Origin of the sequence: Dasania marina DSM 21967, from assembly GCF_000373485.1 — a bacterium.
Classification (GTDB): domain Bacteria; phylum Pseudomonadota; class Gammaproteobacteria; order Pseudomonadales; family Dasaniaceae; genus Dasania; species Dasania marina.
In genome coordinates, this window is the sequence record NZ_KB891576.1 from 435115 (window position 1) to 449687 (window position 14573).

Sequence of the window (14573 nt, forward strand, 5' to 3'; positions counted from 1 at the left end):
CACACGGGCCGCACCCGCGCTAAATAGCTAGCTGGGTCTGTAAACTAACAGCCCATAGCCCCAGCGGACTAGCACTATAGCCCAGTAAAAGGCGGAATATGATTGCCATTAACTCAAGGGTGTTTTGCGATAAACGCAGCAACACTCATTGCCAGCAAGGAATTATAGGCCGACCGTACAAAAATCTCAATGTTCACGCGAATATAATTTATAGCTTATATTACGGCAACGGCCTACAGCCTGCTACGCGGCTTTGGCCTAAGCTCAAACTATTAGCGATAGTGTGTGTTGGGAAAGCCAAAAATCGACTTGTTCATCCTGAACACAAAAAACCGCCAATTAATTGCTTAACCGGCGGTTTTTTATGCTTCTGAAACTAGCGATTTATCGCTTTATTTCATGTACCAACCCCAAGGTTTGGGGCTGATGAACTCTGTAACCTGCTTAGTTTCTAGGTAGTTGTACATGCCCCAGCGTCCCAGCTCACGGCCAAAGCCACTTTGCTTATAACCACCCCAAGGGGCTTCGGTGAAAGTAGGCTGTGAACAGTTAACCCAGATGATACCGGCGTGCATGGCATCGGCAACCCGTGAGCAGCGATCTTTGTCGGTAGACATAATGGCGGCAGCCAAACCAAAGATAGAATCGTTGGCTAGCTCTATACCCTCTTCCTCAGTGCCGAAAGAACGTACGGCTAATACTGGGCCAAAGATCTCATCGGTCCATAATTTGTCATCCAAAGGTGGATCAACAAAGATGGTAGGTTTAACGTAATAACCTTTAGCGAAATCGTCACAACGGCCACCCGTCAACATAGTTACACCGGTTTCAATGCCGTGGTCGATAAACGACAACACATCACGCATTTGGCCTGCACTAACTAATGGGCCCAATAAGGTGCCTTCAGTCATGCCATCACCTATGGTGATTTTTTCTGTTTCTTCTTTCAAACGTTTTAGGAATTTGTCGCGTATACCTTCTTGCACTAACAAGCGCGACGTACCAGAACAAACTTGGCCTTGGTTCCAGAAGATACCAAACATGACCCATTCAACTGCGCCTTCAATATCGGCGTCGTCAAAAACGATAACGGGCGACTTGCCGCCTAACTCTAAGCTAACATTTTTAATATCTTGCGCGCACATAGACATGATGCGGCTACCTATCGGTACGGAACCGGTAAAGGCGACTTTATTGACTAATTTGTGCTGCGTTAATGGATCACCAATCACCGAACCTAAGCCGGTAACAATGTTCAACACACCGGCAGGTAAACCGGCTTCTTGCGCGTAGCCGCCATATTCTAAGGCTGTCATAGGGGTAACGGTGGCTGGCTTTAATACACAGGTGGCACCGGCGGCAATCGCTGGCGCGATTTTCCAAGAAGCCATCAGCATGGGGTAGTTCCAAGGCGTGATTAACGCCGCTACACCTATGGGTGAGTAACGTACTTCCGACTTAAATCTGTCGTCACCTAACTCGGTGTTTTCTTTCTTATCATCTAGCTCTTCAGCAAGATTCGCGTAATAACGGAAACAACCTATAGCATCTTCTATATCCCATTCAGCTTCAGGGTAAGGTTTACCATTATCCATCACTTCTAATTCAGATAATTTGCGCAGATCGCGCTCCATGCCATCGGCCATTTTCCGTAAATAAACCGCACGCTCTTTACCGGTGGTTTTAGACCACGGGCCTTTAAAGGCGACGCTGGCAGCCTTAACCGCCTTATCAACATCATTAGCACTACCAGCAGGCGCGTTGTGAAACACCTCTTCGGTGGCAGGGTTAATGACAGGGAAGGTGGCGTTGTTTTCGGGGGCTACCCACTCACCATTAATAAAAAGTTTATCTCGCATTACTGCCTCCAAATTCTGTTATCAGGTCGCTAAAATTATGTTTATTGCTGCTATCGTTGCTTACAGCCTTCAAAATCATGCTGAATAGTAAAATTGGGCATGGCAAAAGTCTATACCCAAAATAGGGCTGCCGGCCAATTTTTTTGATCACAAAACAGCCAGTGACGCCATTTATTACGCCCACACTACCGACAGAACTAGGCCAGTACTAGGCAGTTTCTACCCTGTTTTTTCGCTTTATATAGCGCCTGATCTGAGGCCTTTAATACCTGCTCAGCCTTGCGCAGCTCAACGCCCCGCTCAGCCACACCGACACTAATGGTTACTGAAACGGTTTTAGCCTTAGCGGCTGCGCCACGCTGGCTCTGCCCCTGTTTTTGCGAGGGTGGACGACTAGCCAGATTGCGTAAACTTATCCCATAGCTGGCGACAGCCACTCTTACCTGCTCTAAAAAAACGGTGCAAGCTTCAGCCGATTGCCTACCGGTAAACACCACACAAAACTCTTCACCGCCGTACCTATAGGCCACGCCACCGCCAGCCACTTTGCCTATCTGGGCAGCGACCAAGCGCAACACATCATCACCCACCTCATGGCCATAGCGATCATTAAATTTTTTAAAATGATCGATATCCATGGTGGCGATAACGTAATGGCCCGCTAATGAGCGCAGCGTTTCATTAAAGGCACGACGATTGCGCAGACCCGTTAAATCATCCCTAAAAGCCATGTCATGCGAGTTTCTAACCAGGCAGTACATTAAACACAGCGCACAGCAGCTAAACAAAATGGCTGAAATATAGGCTGCAGAAAATAACTGCAGGGTTAAATACAGCGCAATTAAACACACTACTAGGGCGGCCTCAGTCTCCCCCTTACGTAGCACCAGTAGCCCCGCTGTAATCAGCAAGGCTAAAGCAAACAATAAATTGGCAGCATAAGATAATAAATAGCCCTGTGCCGGGTGCGAATCAAACAGATAACGGTAAGGAAAGGGCTGTTGCAAAGACGCTTCAGGCCACACACTCAAGCCTACCGCCTGCGCCAACAAACATAACAACAGTACAAAGCCATAGCGGCTCCATATGCCGCGTTCGGGCATAAGCGCTAGCAGCATCACATTAAGCGGCAACAATAGACTTAACGTCGTATATAAAAAAAAGGGTCTAGGCTCGGATAAGGGCTGCTGCAAGCCCAGCTGCACAGTGATGAATGCCAGCATAAAAAGTCCAGCAGCCGCAAACACCCGCAGGCGATTGAACTGCTGTGCCAACAGCATAGCCAATAACAGTAAGGGGTAAGGCAAGTAGGTCAATAAGGGCTGATATTGTGGCTGTATGCGGCCAATTTCAAACACTGAATACAGCGATAAAACCAACAGCAGAACGGGTATCAATAAGCGCCAGAAAATACTTAACATAGCTAGAGTGCCAACACGGTATTATTATGATTATAAAAAATACTGGCCAACAATAGCATAAGCTAATATTCACAAACAGGGCTTTACGCTACACTACCTACATTCGCTGCCAACTAACAATAATTATAGAGATATTACATGTCAGCACAGCCCAAACAAGCCCACCGCCCCCATAACAAAGCCGGCGGCAGCACCTTAGTCACCGCCCTCATTATTCTATTTTTACTATCAGCTGCGGTAGTCATTACGGTTATAGTCTTTGGCCCTAAGAATATAGAAAAAAAGTTTTTTGCTCGCAGCATAGGCGGCGCGGCAGATTCTTGCGAAGAAAAAATAAACGATTACTTTGGTGATCGCTTGGTCAGCAAATACTATGATGAAATTTCATCGCGACATGATAGCAGCCGCAAGCAATATACGATTTATTACCGCATCAGCCATAGCACGTCTACCGATGGCAGGCCCGGCATTGAAAACTCCATGGCCAAATGCGTAGTGTGGGAGAGCCTAGGCTATGTTTCTGATTTTAGGGTATTTAAACCCTAAACCAGGCACCTAAGCGTAATTGTATAAAGGTAACTACAGTAATACCCACTGTAATATTAGGGGTTAATCGAGTCTTTTAACTTAGGCAGCCGCCAATCCCAAATCATCGCCGCGGCACGCAACATAAAAGCCGCGGCTACGGCCAACACAATAGCCAGCACCTCATCAACGGCCAGCAGCCCTCGCAAAATAAAATAACCACTGCCACCCACCAACGCCGCCGTGACATAAATTTCTGGCTCTAATAACACCAGTTTATGACCCAGTAAAAGATCCCGCACCACCGAACCAAATGTCGGAGTGATCATACCCATAGTAATCGCCACTACAGGGTCTGCATGCATAGCCATAGCTTTTGCTGTGCCCAACACACTAAACAGGGCCAGCCCCACCGCGTCCATCCACAATAGTGAACGACCAATCGACACCAGTAAATGTGAAAAGAAATAAGTTAATATCGCTGCCGCTATTGTTGTGTATAGATATAAGGGATCTGCCACCCAAAACACCTGCGGCGCATTAAGAAATAAATCCCTCATGGTGCCACCACCGATGCCGGTTACCGTTGCGAAGAATACCAAACTTAGAATATCGAGCCGCTCTTCGGCCGCAGCCAGGGCGCCACTAATGGCAAACACGGCAACTCCGACCATGCCGGATAGATAAAGTACATTTTCAAAGCTGAACACTGCAGCGCACTCTTAATTAGTAAAATTAACGGCCATCATACAGGACAGCCATAAGTCAGTTATAGCTCAGTTATAGCCCAACATACCCACATAATTTATATACGGTGAAATCCGTATTGCTTATGCACATTTTTTACTACGCTTGTGCTTAGCCCACGCAATAAGCTTGTATTTAATAACTTAATGAGCTTTTTCCCTTTTTGAGGATCAGCCACACTCACGGCAAAAAATAGTTTTCTTAAGGGCTGACAACCGGAAATACGATAATTTAACACTATATCTTGGCTAGCCTTATAGTACTCTGCGACTTTGCGGTCATTGATAAATACATCTACCTCTCCGCTATGCAACGCCGAAAATAGCTGGCTCACATCCGCATAGGCTTTAGCCGTTCCTAATTTTAAGGCCGCCGCTATAAAGGCATCTATACCTGTGCCATAACTATAGCCATTAATTGTGCCTACAACTTTATGCTGTAAAGATTTAACACCTGAATAGTGCCAATCTGTTTTAACCGGGCTAAAAAAACAACTTTGGCTATAAGAAAAATGATAATCAGGAAATAATAGATCCGGCGTTTCTGTTTTAACCGTGCCTATCAATACATCAGCCTCACCCGAACGCACTAGGCGTATAGCCTCAGCCCAAGCGGCGGTACGATAAACAACCTGATACCCTCGAGCTTCAAAAAACTTCCGCGCCAAATCTACGCCTATTCCTTGCTGTTGATTTTCTGCACAAGTGAAAGGGCACCACTCATCAGCCACTAAAGTAATCGTTTCATCCGCGTGAACGACCACAGCAATCAGTAAACCATAAAGTACGCAAAGAGCCTTAATCATCGTTAGATTCATATTCCACACAGCATGACATGCACGTTATTGTTAAATAGGACATTAGCAGTAGTAGCCCCATTCAACAAACAAATATTCTGTGCGTAAAAAAGCCCCTATTAAATAATAGAGGCTTTTGCTTAAACGCTAATAAAACCGCAATTAAACATTAAGCAGTAGATGCTCTCGCTCCCAAGCTGTTACTACACAATTAGCCACTTCAAACTCTTTTAATTTAACCGCTTTATATGCCTGCACAAAAGGTTCACCCAACACCGCTACTACTTCGGGTAAAGCATCTAGCAAGTTTAAACTGCTCAGTAAATCACGGGACAGTTTAATGCCCTCTTCTGAGGCATCCCCCAGATGGGGCTCTGTAGCGGCTACCGCATGCTTAATACCCAAATAGCCACAGGCCAAGGAGGCAGCCAAGGCCAAATAGGGATTGGAGTCCGCACCGGGATAGCGATTTTCTACCCGCTTAGCAATAGCCGGGCTTTCCGGCACACGCAAGCCTACGTTCCGATTTTCATAACCCCACTCCATATTAGCCGGCGCGGAATGGCCGCTAGAATAACGCCTATAGGAATTAACATTAGGGGCATAAAGGCTAAGGCAATAAGGCGTATATTTTTGCATACCACCTATAAAGTGCAGAAAGCGGGCGTTTTCATTACCCTGTTCATCCACAAATATATTTTTGCCTTCTTTATCCAAGACGCTTTGGTGTATATGCATGGCACTACCCGGCTCATGCTGATAGGGCTTAGCCATAAAGGTGGCATACAGCTTATGCTGCAAGGCTACCTGCCTAACCGTGCGTTTAAACGCAAACACTTGGTCGGCTAAATACAAGGCATTGCCATGATTAAAATTAATCTCAAACTGCGCGGTACCGCATTCATGCACCAAGCCTTCAACGTCAATGTTTTGTTGATAGCAGCAATCGTATAAGTCCTTCACAAAATCACTATATTCGCTCATGGCCTCTATGCCAAAAGGCGGCGGCGCCGTTTCACGCCTACCACTTCTACCTACCGGTGGCTGTAATGCTTGTTTAGGATCTAGGTTTTGCTCGGTAATATAAAACTCCATCTCTGGCGCCACTACCGGCGTCCAACCCTCATCGGCATATAGCTTTAATACCTTTTTCAACACCGTACGTGAAGAGATGGGGTGCGGTATACCCTCTTTATTCACGCAATCATGTACCACTTGCGCAGTCGGCTTTTTGGCCCAAGGTACTAATCGCAGGGTGCTATTATCAGCCAACACAAACAAATCTATGTCTTTAGCATCCATATAATCAAAATGGGTATCGGCATATTCGCCGGTTACCGTCATCGCCAATAAGCTCTCCGGCATGCGGCTATTGTTCTGCAAAAAAACCTCTGGCGAGATGAATTTGCCTATGGCATTGCCCACCATATTAGGGATGATGCATTCCACCTCTTCTATGCTGTGTTTTTTTAGCCACTCTTCAACACTTGCTTCCATCGTACTACTACTCATAAGACACCTTTACGCCTTGTTATTTCTATATTGATTACAGGCCTGCTCAAACAATGTAAACAAGCTTAAATTAAACGGATTGTTTTTTACCTGCCATTCCGGATGCCATTGCGCACCGATGATAAAATGCTCAGGGTTATCGCTGGCATAGGCCTCTATCAAACCGTCGGCGGCTACGCCCTCGGCTTTTAAACCCGGCGCCAACTGCTGTATGCCCTGCTGATGTAAAGAATTAACCTGCGCCGTGGTTTTACCCCAGTGCGTGGCCAATAGGCCACCGGCCATTAAATCTATAGCATGCGCATCTTCATACTGCTGTTCCAAAGGCAGGCTTTTATCTTCGCGGTGATCGTTTATGCCCGCTACTGTTTGCAAGCGCTGGTATAAGCTGCCGCCCAAAGCCACATTCACTTCTTGAAAACCCCGGCATATGGCAAAGATAGGCAATCGTATGCGCTGCGCCTCTTTTATCACCGCAAAAGCAGTACTGTCGCGCGCGGGATCACGCAGTGGCTGGTCCTCCTCATTGACTTGCTGATAATGGCGGGGATCTATATTGGAATAAGAGCCCGGCAACAGCAGGCCATCGACATGCGCCAGCAAAGCAGGCACATTCAAATCATCAGCTAGCACCGGAATTAATACCGGCACCGCATCCATAGACTGCACAATAGCCCGTACATACTTATCGCCCACAAAATGAAAATGGTGTTCGCCTATTTGCTTGTCATCACATAACACACCTATCAATAACATCTACCCCACCCTCTTACATTAGCGCTGCCGTAAATAAGACTTGGATTATTATGGAAACCGAACTATTATTCAACTATTATTCCGAATTATTATTCGGTTTACGCCATCAACCCTAGCTATATACCCTTAACTACGGGGCCGGCGAGCACAGTAAACACACCCTTAACACAGCATAAACAGGTTAGTTAACATGACAGGCGAACGCAAAGGCTATATAGACTCCTACTACACAGCAACGGCCAACCAGCACCCAAGCTACCCTAGCCTAAGCGACGATATGCGCTGCGATGTGTGCATTATAGGCGGCGGTTATAGCGGCCTATCCACCGCCTTACACTTGGCAAAAAAAGGCCTGCAAGTGGTGTTATTAGAAGCTGAGCGCGTGGGCTGGGGCGCCTCTGGTCGCAACGGCGGCCATGTGGGTACAGGCCAGCGCCAAGGCCAGCAAGAGTTGGAAGCCATGCTAGGTAAAGACACGGCCAAAACCCTGTGGCAATACGGTTTAGAGGCGGTGCAAACTGTCGAAGGGCTGATTAATGAGTACAGCATCGCCTGCGATCTTAAAAAAGGTAACGCCCATGTCACCAGCAAGGCCAAAGAAGCCGACCATTACAAAAAAGACGTGGAATATATGCGCTCCGAGTATCAATACGATCAAATACGCTACTTAGACAAAGACGAGCTGGCCGGTTTATTTGGCACCAATAAATTTCAAGCGGGCGAAATGGACGATGGCGCTAGGCACTTACACCCGCTCAACTTTGCCCTGGGCTTGGCACAGGCTGCCCAACACGAAGGGGTAAAAATTTATGAATACAGCCGCGTTAACAACTATAGCAAAGGCAGCCCCAGCCGTATAAGCACCGAACAGGCCACCGTCACCGCCGACCATATGGTGATAGCCTGCAATGGCTACCTAGAAAAACTGGAACCCAAAGTCGCCGGTAAAATTATGCCCATTAATAATTTTATGCTGGCCACCGAGCCACTGCCGGAAGAGCTAGCCCGCAAAATCAACCGCGACGATGTCTCGGTTTCTGACAGCCTGTTCGTGATTAATTACTGGAAATTATCCGGCGACAATCGCCTGCTATGGGGCGGTGGCGAAAATTACACCAGCCGCTTCCCCGGCGACATTAAAAACTTTGTGCGCAAATACATGCTGCGTAATTACCCAGAGCTTAGCGACCTACGCATAGATTACGGCTGGGGCGGCACCTTGGCCGTTACCCTCAACCGCATGCCCCACTTTCAACGCCTAGAAAACAACTGCTACGTTATTCAAGGCTATAGCGGCCACGGTGTACCTACCGCCATCTTTGCCGGTAAAGTCTTAGCCGAAGCCATAGCCGGTGACGCTGGGCGCTTTGATACCTTTGCCAAAGTACCCAGCCCCACCTTCCCCGGCGGCACGCTGTTGCGCTGGCCAGGGCTGGTGGCGGGAATGTTATACTACTCGCTGCTAGATCGGCTATAAGCACTACTTGTTAGTAGCCCGACAGCTGCTAGTCCGACTGAAACATCGACTAGAAGCTCGGCAGCATCTGATAGGGCTGCTCAGTAGCCCTCAGGCTTATCGCCCGTTATAGGAAATACATACTGAATGAAAACGACTAATGCCGCTGGCAACGACGACAAACACAGCACCGCCGCCAGAAGAAAGCCGCGGCAAGCCAGAGCACAAAAACGTCACGACCAAATTTTAGATACCACCGCTGAATTGTTAGAAAGTGTAGGCATAGATGGCTTAACCACCATACTCATCGCCAAAGAACTGAACATCTCGGTGGGCTCGCTCTACCATTACTACCCCAATAAAGTCGCCATACTTTGCGCACTGGCCTCACGTTGGCTGGATGAAATGACCCATATCATTTCAGAGGTGGACAACAATATTGCAGAACATCGCGATATAGCCAGCTACGTGCAGGTTTATACCGATAAGATTAGTGATATGTATAAGCGCCAACGCGGCATACTGCCACTGGTGCAGGCTATGTATGCCATACCCGAGGTTAGGCAGCTGGACGAGCAGCACGACACCTTGATGATTCAATATTTGGTCACCGCGCTTAAGCACTTTGGCTGCAAAGCCAGCAAGCCAGAGCTAGAGCGTATTGCTAGGCTTTACCACGAAACAACCTATATCTGCTCTATGACCATAGTCGAGCAGCAAGGCAGCAAAGCCAGCAGGAGCCAAGCTGATTTAAATCAGATGTTAAACGCGCTGCTGGCTAACTATTTTTAAATCACGTGTTTAAACGCAAAAATATTACCCCGCGGTAGTGCCGCCATCGATAGCCAGCGCTATGCCGGTAATATTTTTGGCATCATCGGAAGCCAAATAAGCCACCGCTTTGGCAATCTCGCTGGGGGCCGCTATGCGCTGTAAGGGTGCCCTATCTTTCAACGCCTGCTCTGTAGCCGCTGGATTATCGGCTTTTTCAATAAAGTCCCGGCGCACCATGTCGGTATCCACATAGCCAGGGCATACGCTATTGACCCGTACCCTAGGTGCTAAATCCAGCGCCAAAGCGCGCCCCATATTGATCACCCCAGCCTTGGACGCACAGTAGGCGGGCATTAAACGCTCACCCTGCAACCCGGCATCAGAAGCAATATTCACAATATTACCGCCACTCTCTTTTAACGCAGACAAAGCCGCTCGGCAGCAAAAGAACACCCCTTTTAAATTGATATCTAGGGTGAGATCCCACAACTCCTCGGTGGTGTCTTCTATAGCCGTTGAATAGTCTACCCCAGCGGCATTAACCAATATATCCAGGCCACCCAGCGCCTGCACCGCTTGCGCAACTAGATCTTCACAACCTGCGGCGCTACCGACATCGCCTATCACCTTGATGACTCTTTCATGCTCGCCCAAAGCCAGATAGGCCGCCTGCACCGTGGCAGCACTACGACCATTAACAGCCACATAGGCACCACGATTTAATAATTCTTGCGCTATAGCAAAGCCTATACCGCGTGAACTACCTGTTACCAAAACACGTTTAGATTCAAAACTCATATTTACACCTCATCATTATTCTTAGCCTGCTTTGGTTTGACACTAACCATCAGGCTATTACATAAAAACCTATCGCGGCCAACGCAGCAGCGATTAACACATAGGGCAACTGACTGATTGCATGCTCGAATGTGCCACAGCCACTACCCTGCGCCGACAACACGGTCGAGTCGCTATAAAAACAGGCTTGGCTGCCAAAGCCGCTGGCGGATAACAACGCCCCCACCACTAAGGGTATGCTGACATCCATCGCTATCGCCAAAGGAATCACCACTGGAAAAGCAATCGCAAACACTCCCCAATTGGAGCCGGTCACAAAAGACACCAAAGCCATGGAAATAAACGTAACTACCGGCAACGTTTTCGCATTCATTAAGGGTGTAACATGTTCAATAATATAGGCGGTAAAACCTATATGGTTATTCGCCTCTATGAGCATAAATACCGCAACTAATATTACCAGCACCGGCAACATGGTTTTTAAACCGTCCATCATGGTGTCAAAAATTTCCGTTAGCTTTAACACTCCCGCCAGCCAATACTGCAACACTGTTGCCATAGTCGCCGCTATCACCCCCATTAATAAATCGATTTCAAACCACAGGGTGAAAAAAATTAAGGTAATAATAGGAATGAAAAATAATTCACTGTTGGGGTTATGCAACTCTTGCTCTACATAGGTATCACACACTTCACTGTGCTCACCATGTGATGGTGCCAGCTGGCCGGTAGTTTCGGCACGATGTTCCGCGGCTTTCATTTTACCCAGCAGTGGTATCACCCCCATAATAACCAGAGGCACCATTAACACCGCAATAATGGGGTAAAACATATAGGGCATAGATGCTATAAACAGCGCCATACCCTGGCCACTCTCGGCAAGGCCGTTTTTTTCTAATAAACCCGAGTAATACACTGCCCAAGTAGACAAGGGCACTAACAAGCAAACCGGTGCCGCCGTAGAGTCCACCACATAGGCCAGCATCTCTCTAGACACTTTAAATCTATCGGTGACTTTTTTCATGGAAGAACTGACGGTTAGCGAGTTGAGGTAATCGTCCAAAAAAATAGCTAGGCCTAATAGCCAGGTGCATATTAAGCTACCTTTTTTACTGCTAACCCGCTTGGCCATCAAATCCCCAAAGGCCTGAGTACCACCAGCGCGCACTAACAGGGCAATAAAGCTACCGTACATGGCGCAAACTAATAACACCCATACATTGGTGTCATTCTTAAAAGCTTCCTGCAAGGTATAGGAAAATTGGCTTAAGAAATCCCAGCCATCAACAATAATAAAAGCAGTGAGCGCGCCAGCCATTACAGACTCTATAGTCCTGTGACTAAGCAAGGTCATACACAACACAATAGCAGTCGGTAATAATGTTAACAGGCCATAGTGCTCCACATCGAATTCCTTATTTTTATTTTATAATTTTTATCATATCAGTTTTTTATAAAGATAAAAAAACCCTGCTAAATATAATATCTAGCAGGGTTTTATTAGCAAGCAATATCAACAGCACATGGTGCTGGTGCTGCTTGCAAGCTCACAGGCAAAAGCTTAACTGCCAAATTTAGCTTGTAGCTCTTCATAAGCTTGATCTAAAGCCGCTTTCGCTTTAGTCACTAGCTCATCGATTTGCTCTTTGCTTAATATTAACGGTGGCGAAATAATCATGGTGTCACCAGTAGCACGCATCACCAAGTCATTGGCGATAGAGGCATCTCTACAAAGACCACCGGCAGTGCCATCTGAGTCATAGCGCTCACGTGTTGCTTTGTTTTTAACCAGCTCAAGCGCACCCACCAACCCTAGCGTACGCACCTCACCCACTAACGGATGATCGCTTAACTCAGCCATACGTTGTTGGAAGTATGGGCCAGTGTTTTCAGCAATATTCTCAATAATCTTTTCATCTTTGATGATTTTGATTGTTGCCAACGCCGCGGCACAAGCAGCCGGGTGACCTGAGTACGTAAAGCCGTGAGCAAAATCGCCGCCATCTGATTTTAAGACATCAGCCACTTTATCACCGACAATAACGCCACCTAAAGGTTGAAAACCATTAGTAACCGCTTTTGCAAAGTTAATAAAATCAGGCTTAGTGCCGTAGTAGTCGCAGCCAAACCATTTGCCAGTACGGCCAAAGCCGAAAATAACTTCATCAGAAACAAATAGCACATCGTATTTGTTCAGTATGCGCTGTACTTCAGGCCAGTAAGTTTCGGGTGGAATAATAACACCACCGGCACCTTGAATGGGCTCGGCAATAAACGCGGCAACGTTTTCTTCTCCTAGCTCAAGAATTTTTTCCTCTAAAGCGCGAGCCGCTTGCAAACCAAACTCTTCACGGCTTAGGTCGCCACTTTCGCCATACCAATATGGTTGTGCGATGTGCTCAATGTTAGGTAGTGTTGCAAACTGCTTGTGCATAAAGCTCATGCCACCCAAGCTGGCTGCAGCAACTGTAGAGCCGTGGTAAGCGTTTTCGCGGCTGATCACTATGCGCTTGTTAGGCTGCTTTTTTAAATCCCAGTAGCGGGCAATAAAACGTAAAACCGTATCGTTACCTTCTGAGCCTGAGTTGGTGTAAAACACATTGTTCATGTGTGCAGGTGCTAAGTCGGCGATCACCTTAGACAACTCAATAGCTGCTGGGTGTGAACACTGGAAAAAGCTGTTGTAGTAAGGCAGCACTTTCATTTGCTCAGTAACGGCTTCAACAATAGCTGGCTGGGTATAACCCAAGTTACAACACCACAAACCCGACATGCCATCTAATAACTTTTGGCCTTCATTGGTATAAATATAAGCGCCTTCGGCCTTAGTAATAATACGACTGCCCTTGCTAGCCAAATCTTTAAAGTCGGTAAAGGGGTGCATAAAGTGTTGCGCATCGGCGGCTTGCAAATCTTTTGTTGAATGCTGTGTCATATCATTTCTCCTGCATTACATCGTTAGAGCCTAAGCTCATCGTGGGGTGTAGCTAATTTCACCTTAGCCTTGCTGCTTACAAACTGCTCACAGTGTAGACCAGATGTTTTGATCACATTTCAAGATGCAATGTGATCACATTATTCATAAGCCTGTCAATACGCAGTTTTACCTTTACAACAACAAAACCTCGCGACGGTTGCTGACTTAACTGGATATGGGCCAGCCCATAGCGGCTTGTAAACGTCTAACACCATCTAAAATATCGTCATGAATCAAATACTTAAGCTGGGTTACATTATTTTTCTCTATGGCTGAAAGTATCGCTTTGTGCTTATCTTCAGACTCATTAAAGCGATTTTCCGTTAAATACTGGCTGTGCACCATGCGCATAAAAGGGGCTATTTGCAGCCACAAGCTCTCTATCAAGGGCATCACCACTTCACACCGGCCGTGGCGATACAACTCTCTGTGAAACTCAAAATTGAGGTAGATATAGTTTTCTACATCGTCCTCCACTATGGACTGAGTATGTTTTTCATTGACTTCATAAAGATAGGCTAAGGCCTCAGGACTTATTTTTTGCATGGCTCGGCCAGCAGCATAAGACTCCAGCGATACCCTGGTCTGGTACAACTCCTCCAACTTGTCTGGGGTCATCATAGGCACGGTAATACGGCGGTTATTAAGCAGTTGCAAGGCGCGCTCAGTCGTTAAACGCCGCAGCGACTCCCGCACCGGCATTAGGCTCACCCCTAACATTTCAGCAATACCCCTTAGGGTCACGCTGTTGCCAGGCTCAAACTTACCTCGCAAAATCGCCTCACGCAGCTGCATATAAACTCTTTCCTGCTGAGTTTTAGGCCCCTGATTGTCGGACTTATCATCGGTCTTCATAAGAGATGTTTCGCTATAGGGCTAATTAGCCACAATATTGTGATCAAAATATCCAGTATGCCCATATTCAAGCGCATTACAAACTTATATTATTCAG

At 46.9% G+C, this 14573-nt stretch carries 13 protein-coding genes; 3 read left to right on the forward strand and 10 right to left on the reverse strand.

Features of this window, described 5'->3' with window-relative positions; translation table 11 throughout:
- Positions 1-392 precede the first annotated feature (392 nt).
- Both B067_RS0106555 and B067_RS0106560 read right to left on the reverse strand, forming a co-directional pair.
- Positions 393-1859 (reverse strand): aldehyde dehydrogenase family protein, encoded by a 1467-nt coding sequence (locus B067_RS0106555; protein ID WP_019529274.1) that lies wholly within the window; start codon positions 1857-1859, stop codon positions 393-395.
- 197 nt (positions 1860-2056) lie between these two features.
- Complete coding sequence (locus B067_RS0106560; protein WP_019529275.1) at positions 2057-3280, reverse strand: GGDEF domain-containing protein; 1224 nt, start codon at positions 3278-3280, stop codon at positions 2057-2059.
- A gap of 138 nt (positions 3281-3418) precedes the next feature.
- On the opposite strand from B067_RS0106560, the gene B067_RS0106565 reads away from it, so the two are divergent.
- Positions 3419-3826, forward strand: a complete 408-nt coding sequence (locus tag B067_RS0106565) for a hypothetical protein (protein WP_019529276.1) — start codon at positions 3419-3421, stop codon at positions 3824-3826.
- A 56-nt stretch (positions 3827-3882) separates the two neighbouring features.
- Here the strand turns inward: B067_RS0106565 and B067_RS0106570 are convergent, their stop codons facing one another.
- From B067_RS0106570 to B067_RS0106585, 4 genes are all read right to left on the reverse strand, one after another.
- Positions 3883-4515, reverse strand: a complete 633-nt coding sequence (locus tag B067_RS0106570; protein ID WP_019529277.1) for a trimeric intracellular cation channel family protein — start codon at positions 4513-4515, stop codon at positions 3883-3885.
- 95 nt (positions 4516-4610) lie between these two features.
- A complete protein-coding gene (locus B067_RS21180; protein WP_083921371.1) occupies positions 4611-5369 on the reverse strand; it encodes a substrate-binding periplasmic protein in 759 nt (252 codons plus the stop codon).
- 141 nt (positions 5370-5510) lie between these two features.
- Entirely contained in the window at positions 5511-6860 is a 1350-nt protein-coding gene (locus B067_RS0106580; protein ID WP_240472831.1) for a glutamine synthetase family protein, read from the reverse strand.
- Positions 6861-6869: 9 nt separating this feature from the next.
- Entirely contained in the window at positions 6870-7616 is a 747-nt protein-coding gene (locus B067_RS0106585) for a gamma-glutamyl-gamma-aminobutyrate hydrolase family protein (protein ID WP_019529280.1), read from the reverse strand.
- 190 nt (positions 7617-7806) lie between these two features.
- Here B067_RS0106585 and B067_RS0106590 point away from each other — a divergent pair, with 190 nt between their 5' ends.
- Together B067_RS0106590 and B067_RS19810 are read left to right on the forward strand one after the other, a co-directional pair.
- Complete coding sequence (locus tag B067_RS0106590) at positions 7807-9093, forward strand: NAD(P)/FAD-dependent oxidoreductase (RefSeq protein WP_019529281.1); 1287 nt, start codon at positions 7807-7809, stop codon at positions 9091-9093.
- A gap of 126 nt (positions 9094-9219) precedes the next feature.
- Positions 9220-9864 carry a TetR/AcrR family transcriptional regulator gene (locus B067_RS19810; protein ID WP_019529282.1) on the forward strand — a complete coding sequence of 215 codons (645 nt, stop codon included), beginning with the start codon at positions 9220-9222 and terminating at the stop codon, positions 9862-9864.
- A gap of 24 nt (positions 9865-9888) precedes the next feature.
- On the opposite strand, the gene B067_RS0106600 is transcribed toward B067_RS19810, so the two are convergent.
- The 4 genes from B067_RS0106600 to B067_RS19815 form a co-directional block, all read right to left on the reverse strand.
- Complete coding sequence (locus B067_RS0106600; RefSeq protein WP_019529283.1) at positions 9889-10644, reverse strand: SDR family NAD(P)-dependent oxidoreductase; 756 nt, start codon at positions 10642-10644, stop codon at positions 9889-9891.
- A gap of 49 nt (positions 10645-10693) precedes the next feature.
- Positions 10694-11962: a Na+/H+ antiporter NhaC family protein gene (locus B067_RS0106605; RefSeq protein ID WP_019529284.1), complete on the reverse strand. Its 1269-nt coding sequence runs from the start codon at positions 11960-11962 to the stop codon at positions 10694-10696.
- Between the two features lie 243 nt (positions 11963-12205).
- Positions 12206-13579 carry an aspartate aminotransferase family protein gene (locus B067_RS0106610; protein ID WP_019529286.1) on the reverse strand — a complete coding sequence of 458 codons (1374 nt, stop codon included), beginning with the start codon at positions 13577-13579 and terminating at the stop codon, positions 12206-12208.
- 207 nt (positions 13580-13786) lie between these two features.
- A complete protein-coding gene (locus B067_RS19815) occupies positions 13787-14476 on the reverse strand; it encodes a GntR family transcriptional regulator (protein ID WP_019529287.1) in 690 nt (229 codons plus the stop codon).
- Positions 14477-14573 lie beyond the last annotated feature (97 nt).

Excerpts from the sequence above, each read along its gene's own strand:
- B067_RS19810 (WP_019529282.1), top strand. The coding sequence starts at position 9,220 with ATGAAAACGACTAATGCCGCTGGCAACGACGACAAACACAGCACCGCC.
- B067_RS19815 (WP_019529287.1), bottom strand. The coding sequence starts at position 14,476 with ATGAAGACCGATGATAAGTCCGACAATCAGGGGCCTAAAACTCAGCAG.
- B067_RS0106600 (WP_019529283.1), bottom strand. The coding sequence starts at position 10,644 with ATGAGTTTTGAATCTAAACGTGTTTTGGTAACAGGTAGTTCACGCGGT.
- B067_RS0106555 (WP_019529274.1), bottom strand. The coding sequence starts at position 1,859 with ATGCGAGATAAACTTTTTATTAATGGTGAGTGGGTAGCCCCCGAAAAC.
- B067_RS0106610 (WP_019529286.1), bottom strand. The coding sequence starts at position 13,579 with ATGACACAGCATTCAACAAAAGATTTGCAAGCCGCCGATGCGCAACAC.
- B067_RS21180 (WP_083921371.1), bottom strand. The coding sequence starts at position 5,369 with ATGAATCTAACGATGATTAAGGCTCTTTGCGTACTTTATGGTTTACTG.
- B067_RS0106605 (WP_019529284.1), bottom strand. The coding sequence starts at position 11,962 with ATGGCTGGCGCGCTCACTGCTTTTATTATTGTTGATGGCTGGGATTTC.
- B067_RS0106590 (WP_019529281.1), top strand. The coding sequence starts at position 7,807 with ATGACAGGCGAACGCAAAGGCTATATAGACTCCTACTACACAGCAACG.
- B067_RS0106580 (WP_240472831.1), bottom strand. The coding sequence starts at position 6,860 with ATGAGTAGTAGTACGATGGAAGCAAGTGTTGAAGAGTGGCTAAAAAAA.
- B067_RS0106585 (WP_019529280.1), bottom strand. The coding sequence starts at position 7,616 with ATGTTATTGATAGGTGTGTTATGTGATGACAAGCAAATAGGCGAACAC.
- B067_RS0106560 (WP_019529275.1), bottom strand. The coding sequence starts at position 3,280 with ATGTTAAGTATTTTCTGGCGCTTATTGATACCCGTTCTGCTGTTGGTT.
- B067_RS0106565 (WP_019529276.1), top strand. The coding sequence starts at position 3,419 with ATGTCAGCACAGCCCAAACAAGCCCACCGCCCCCATAACAAAGCCGGC.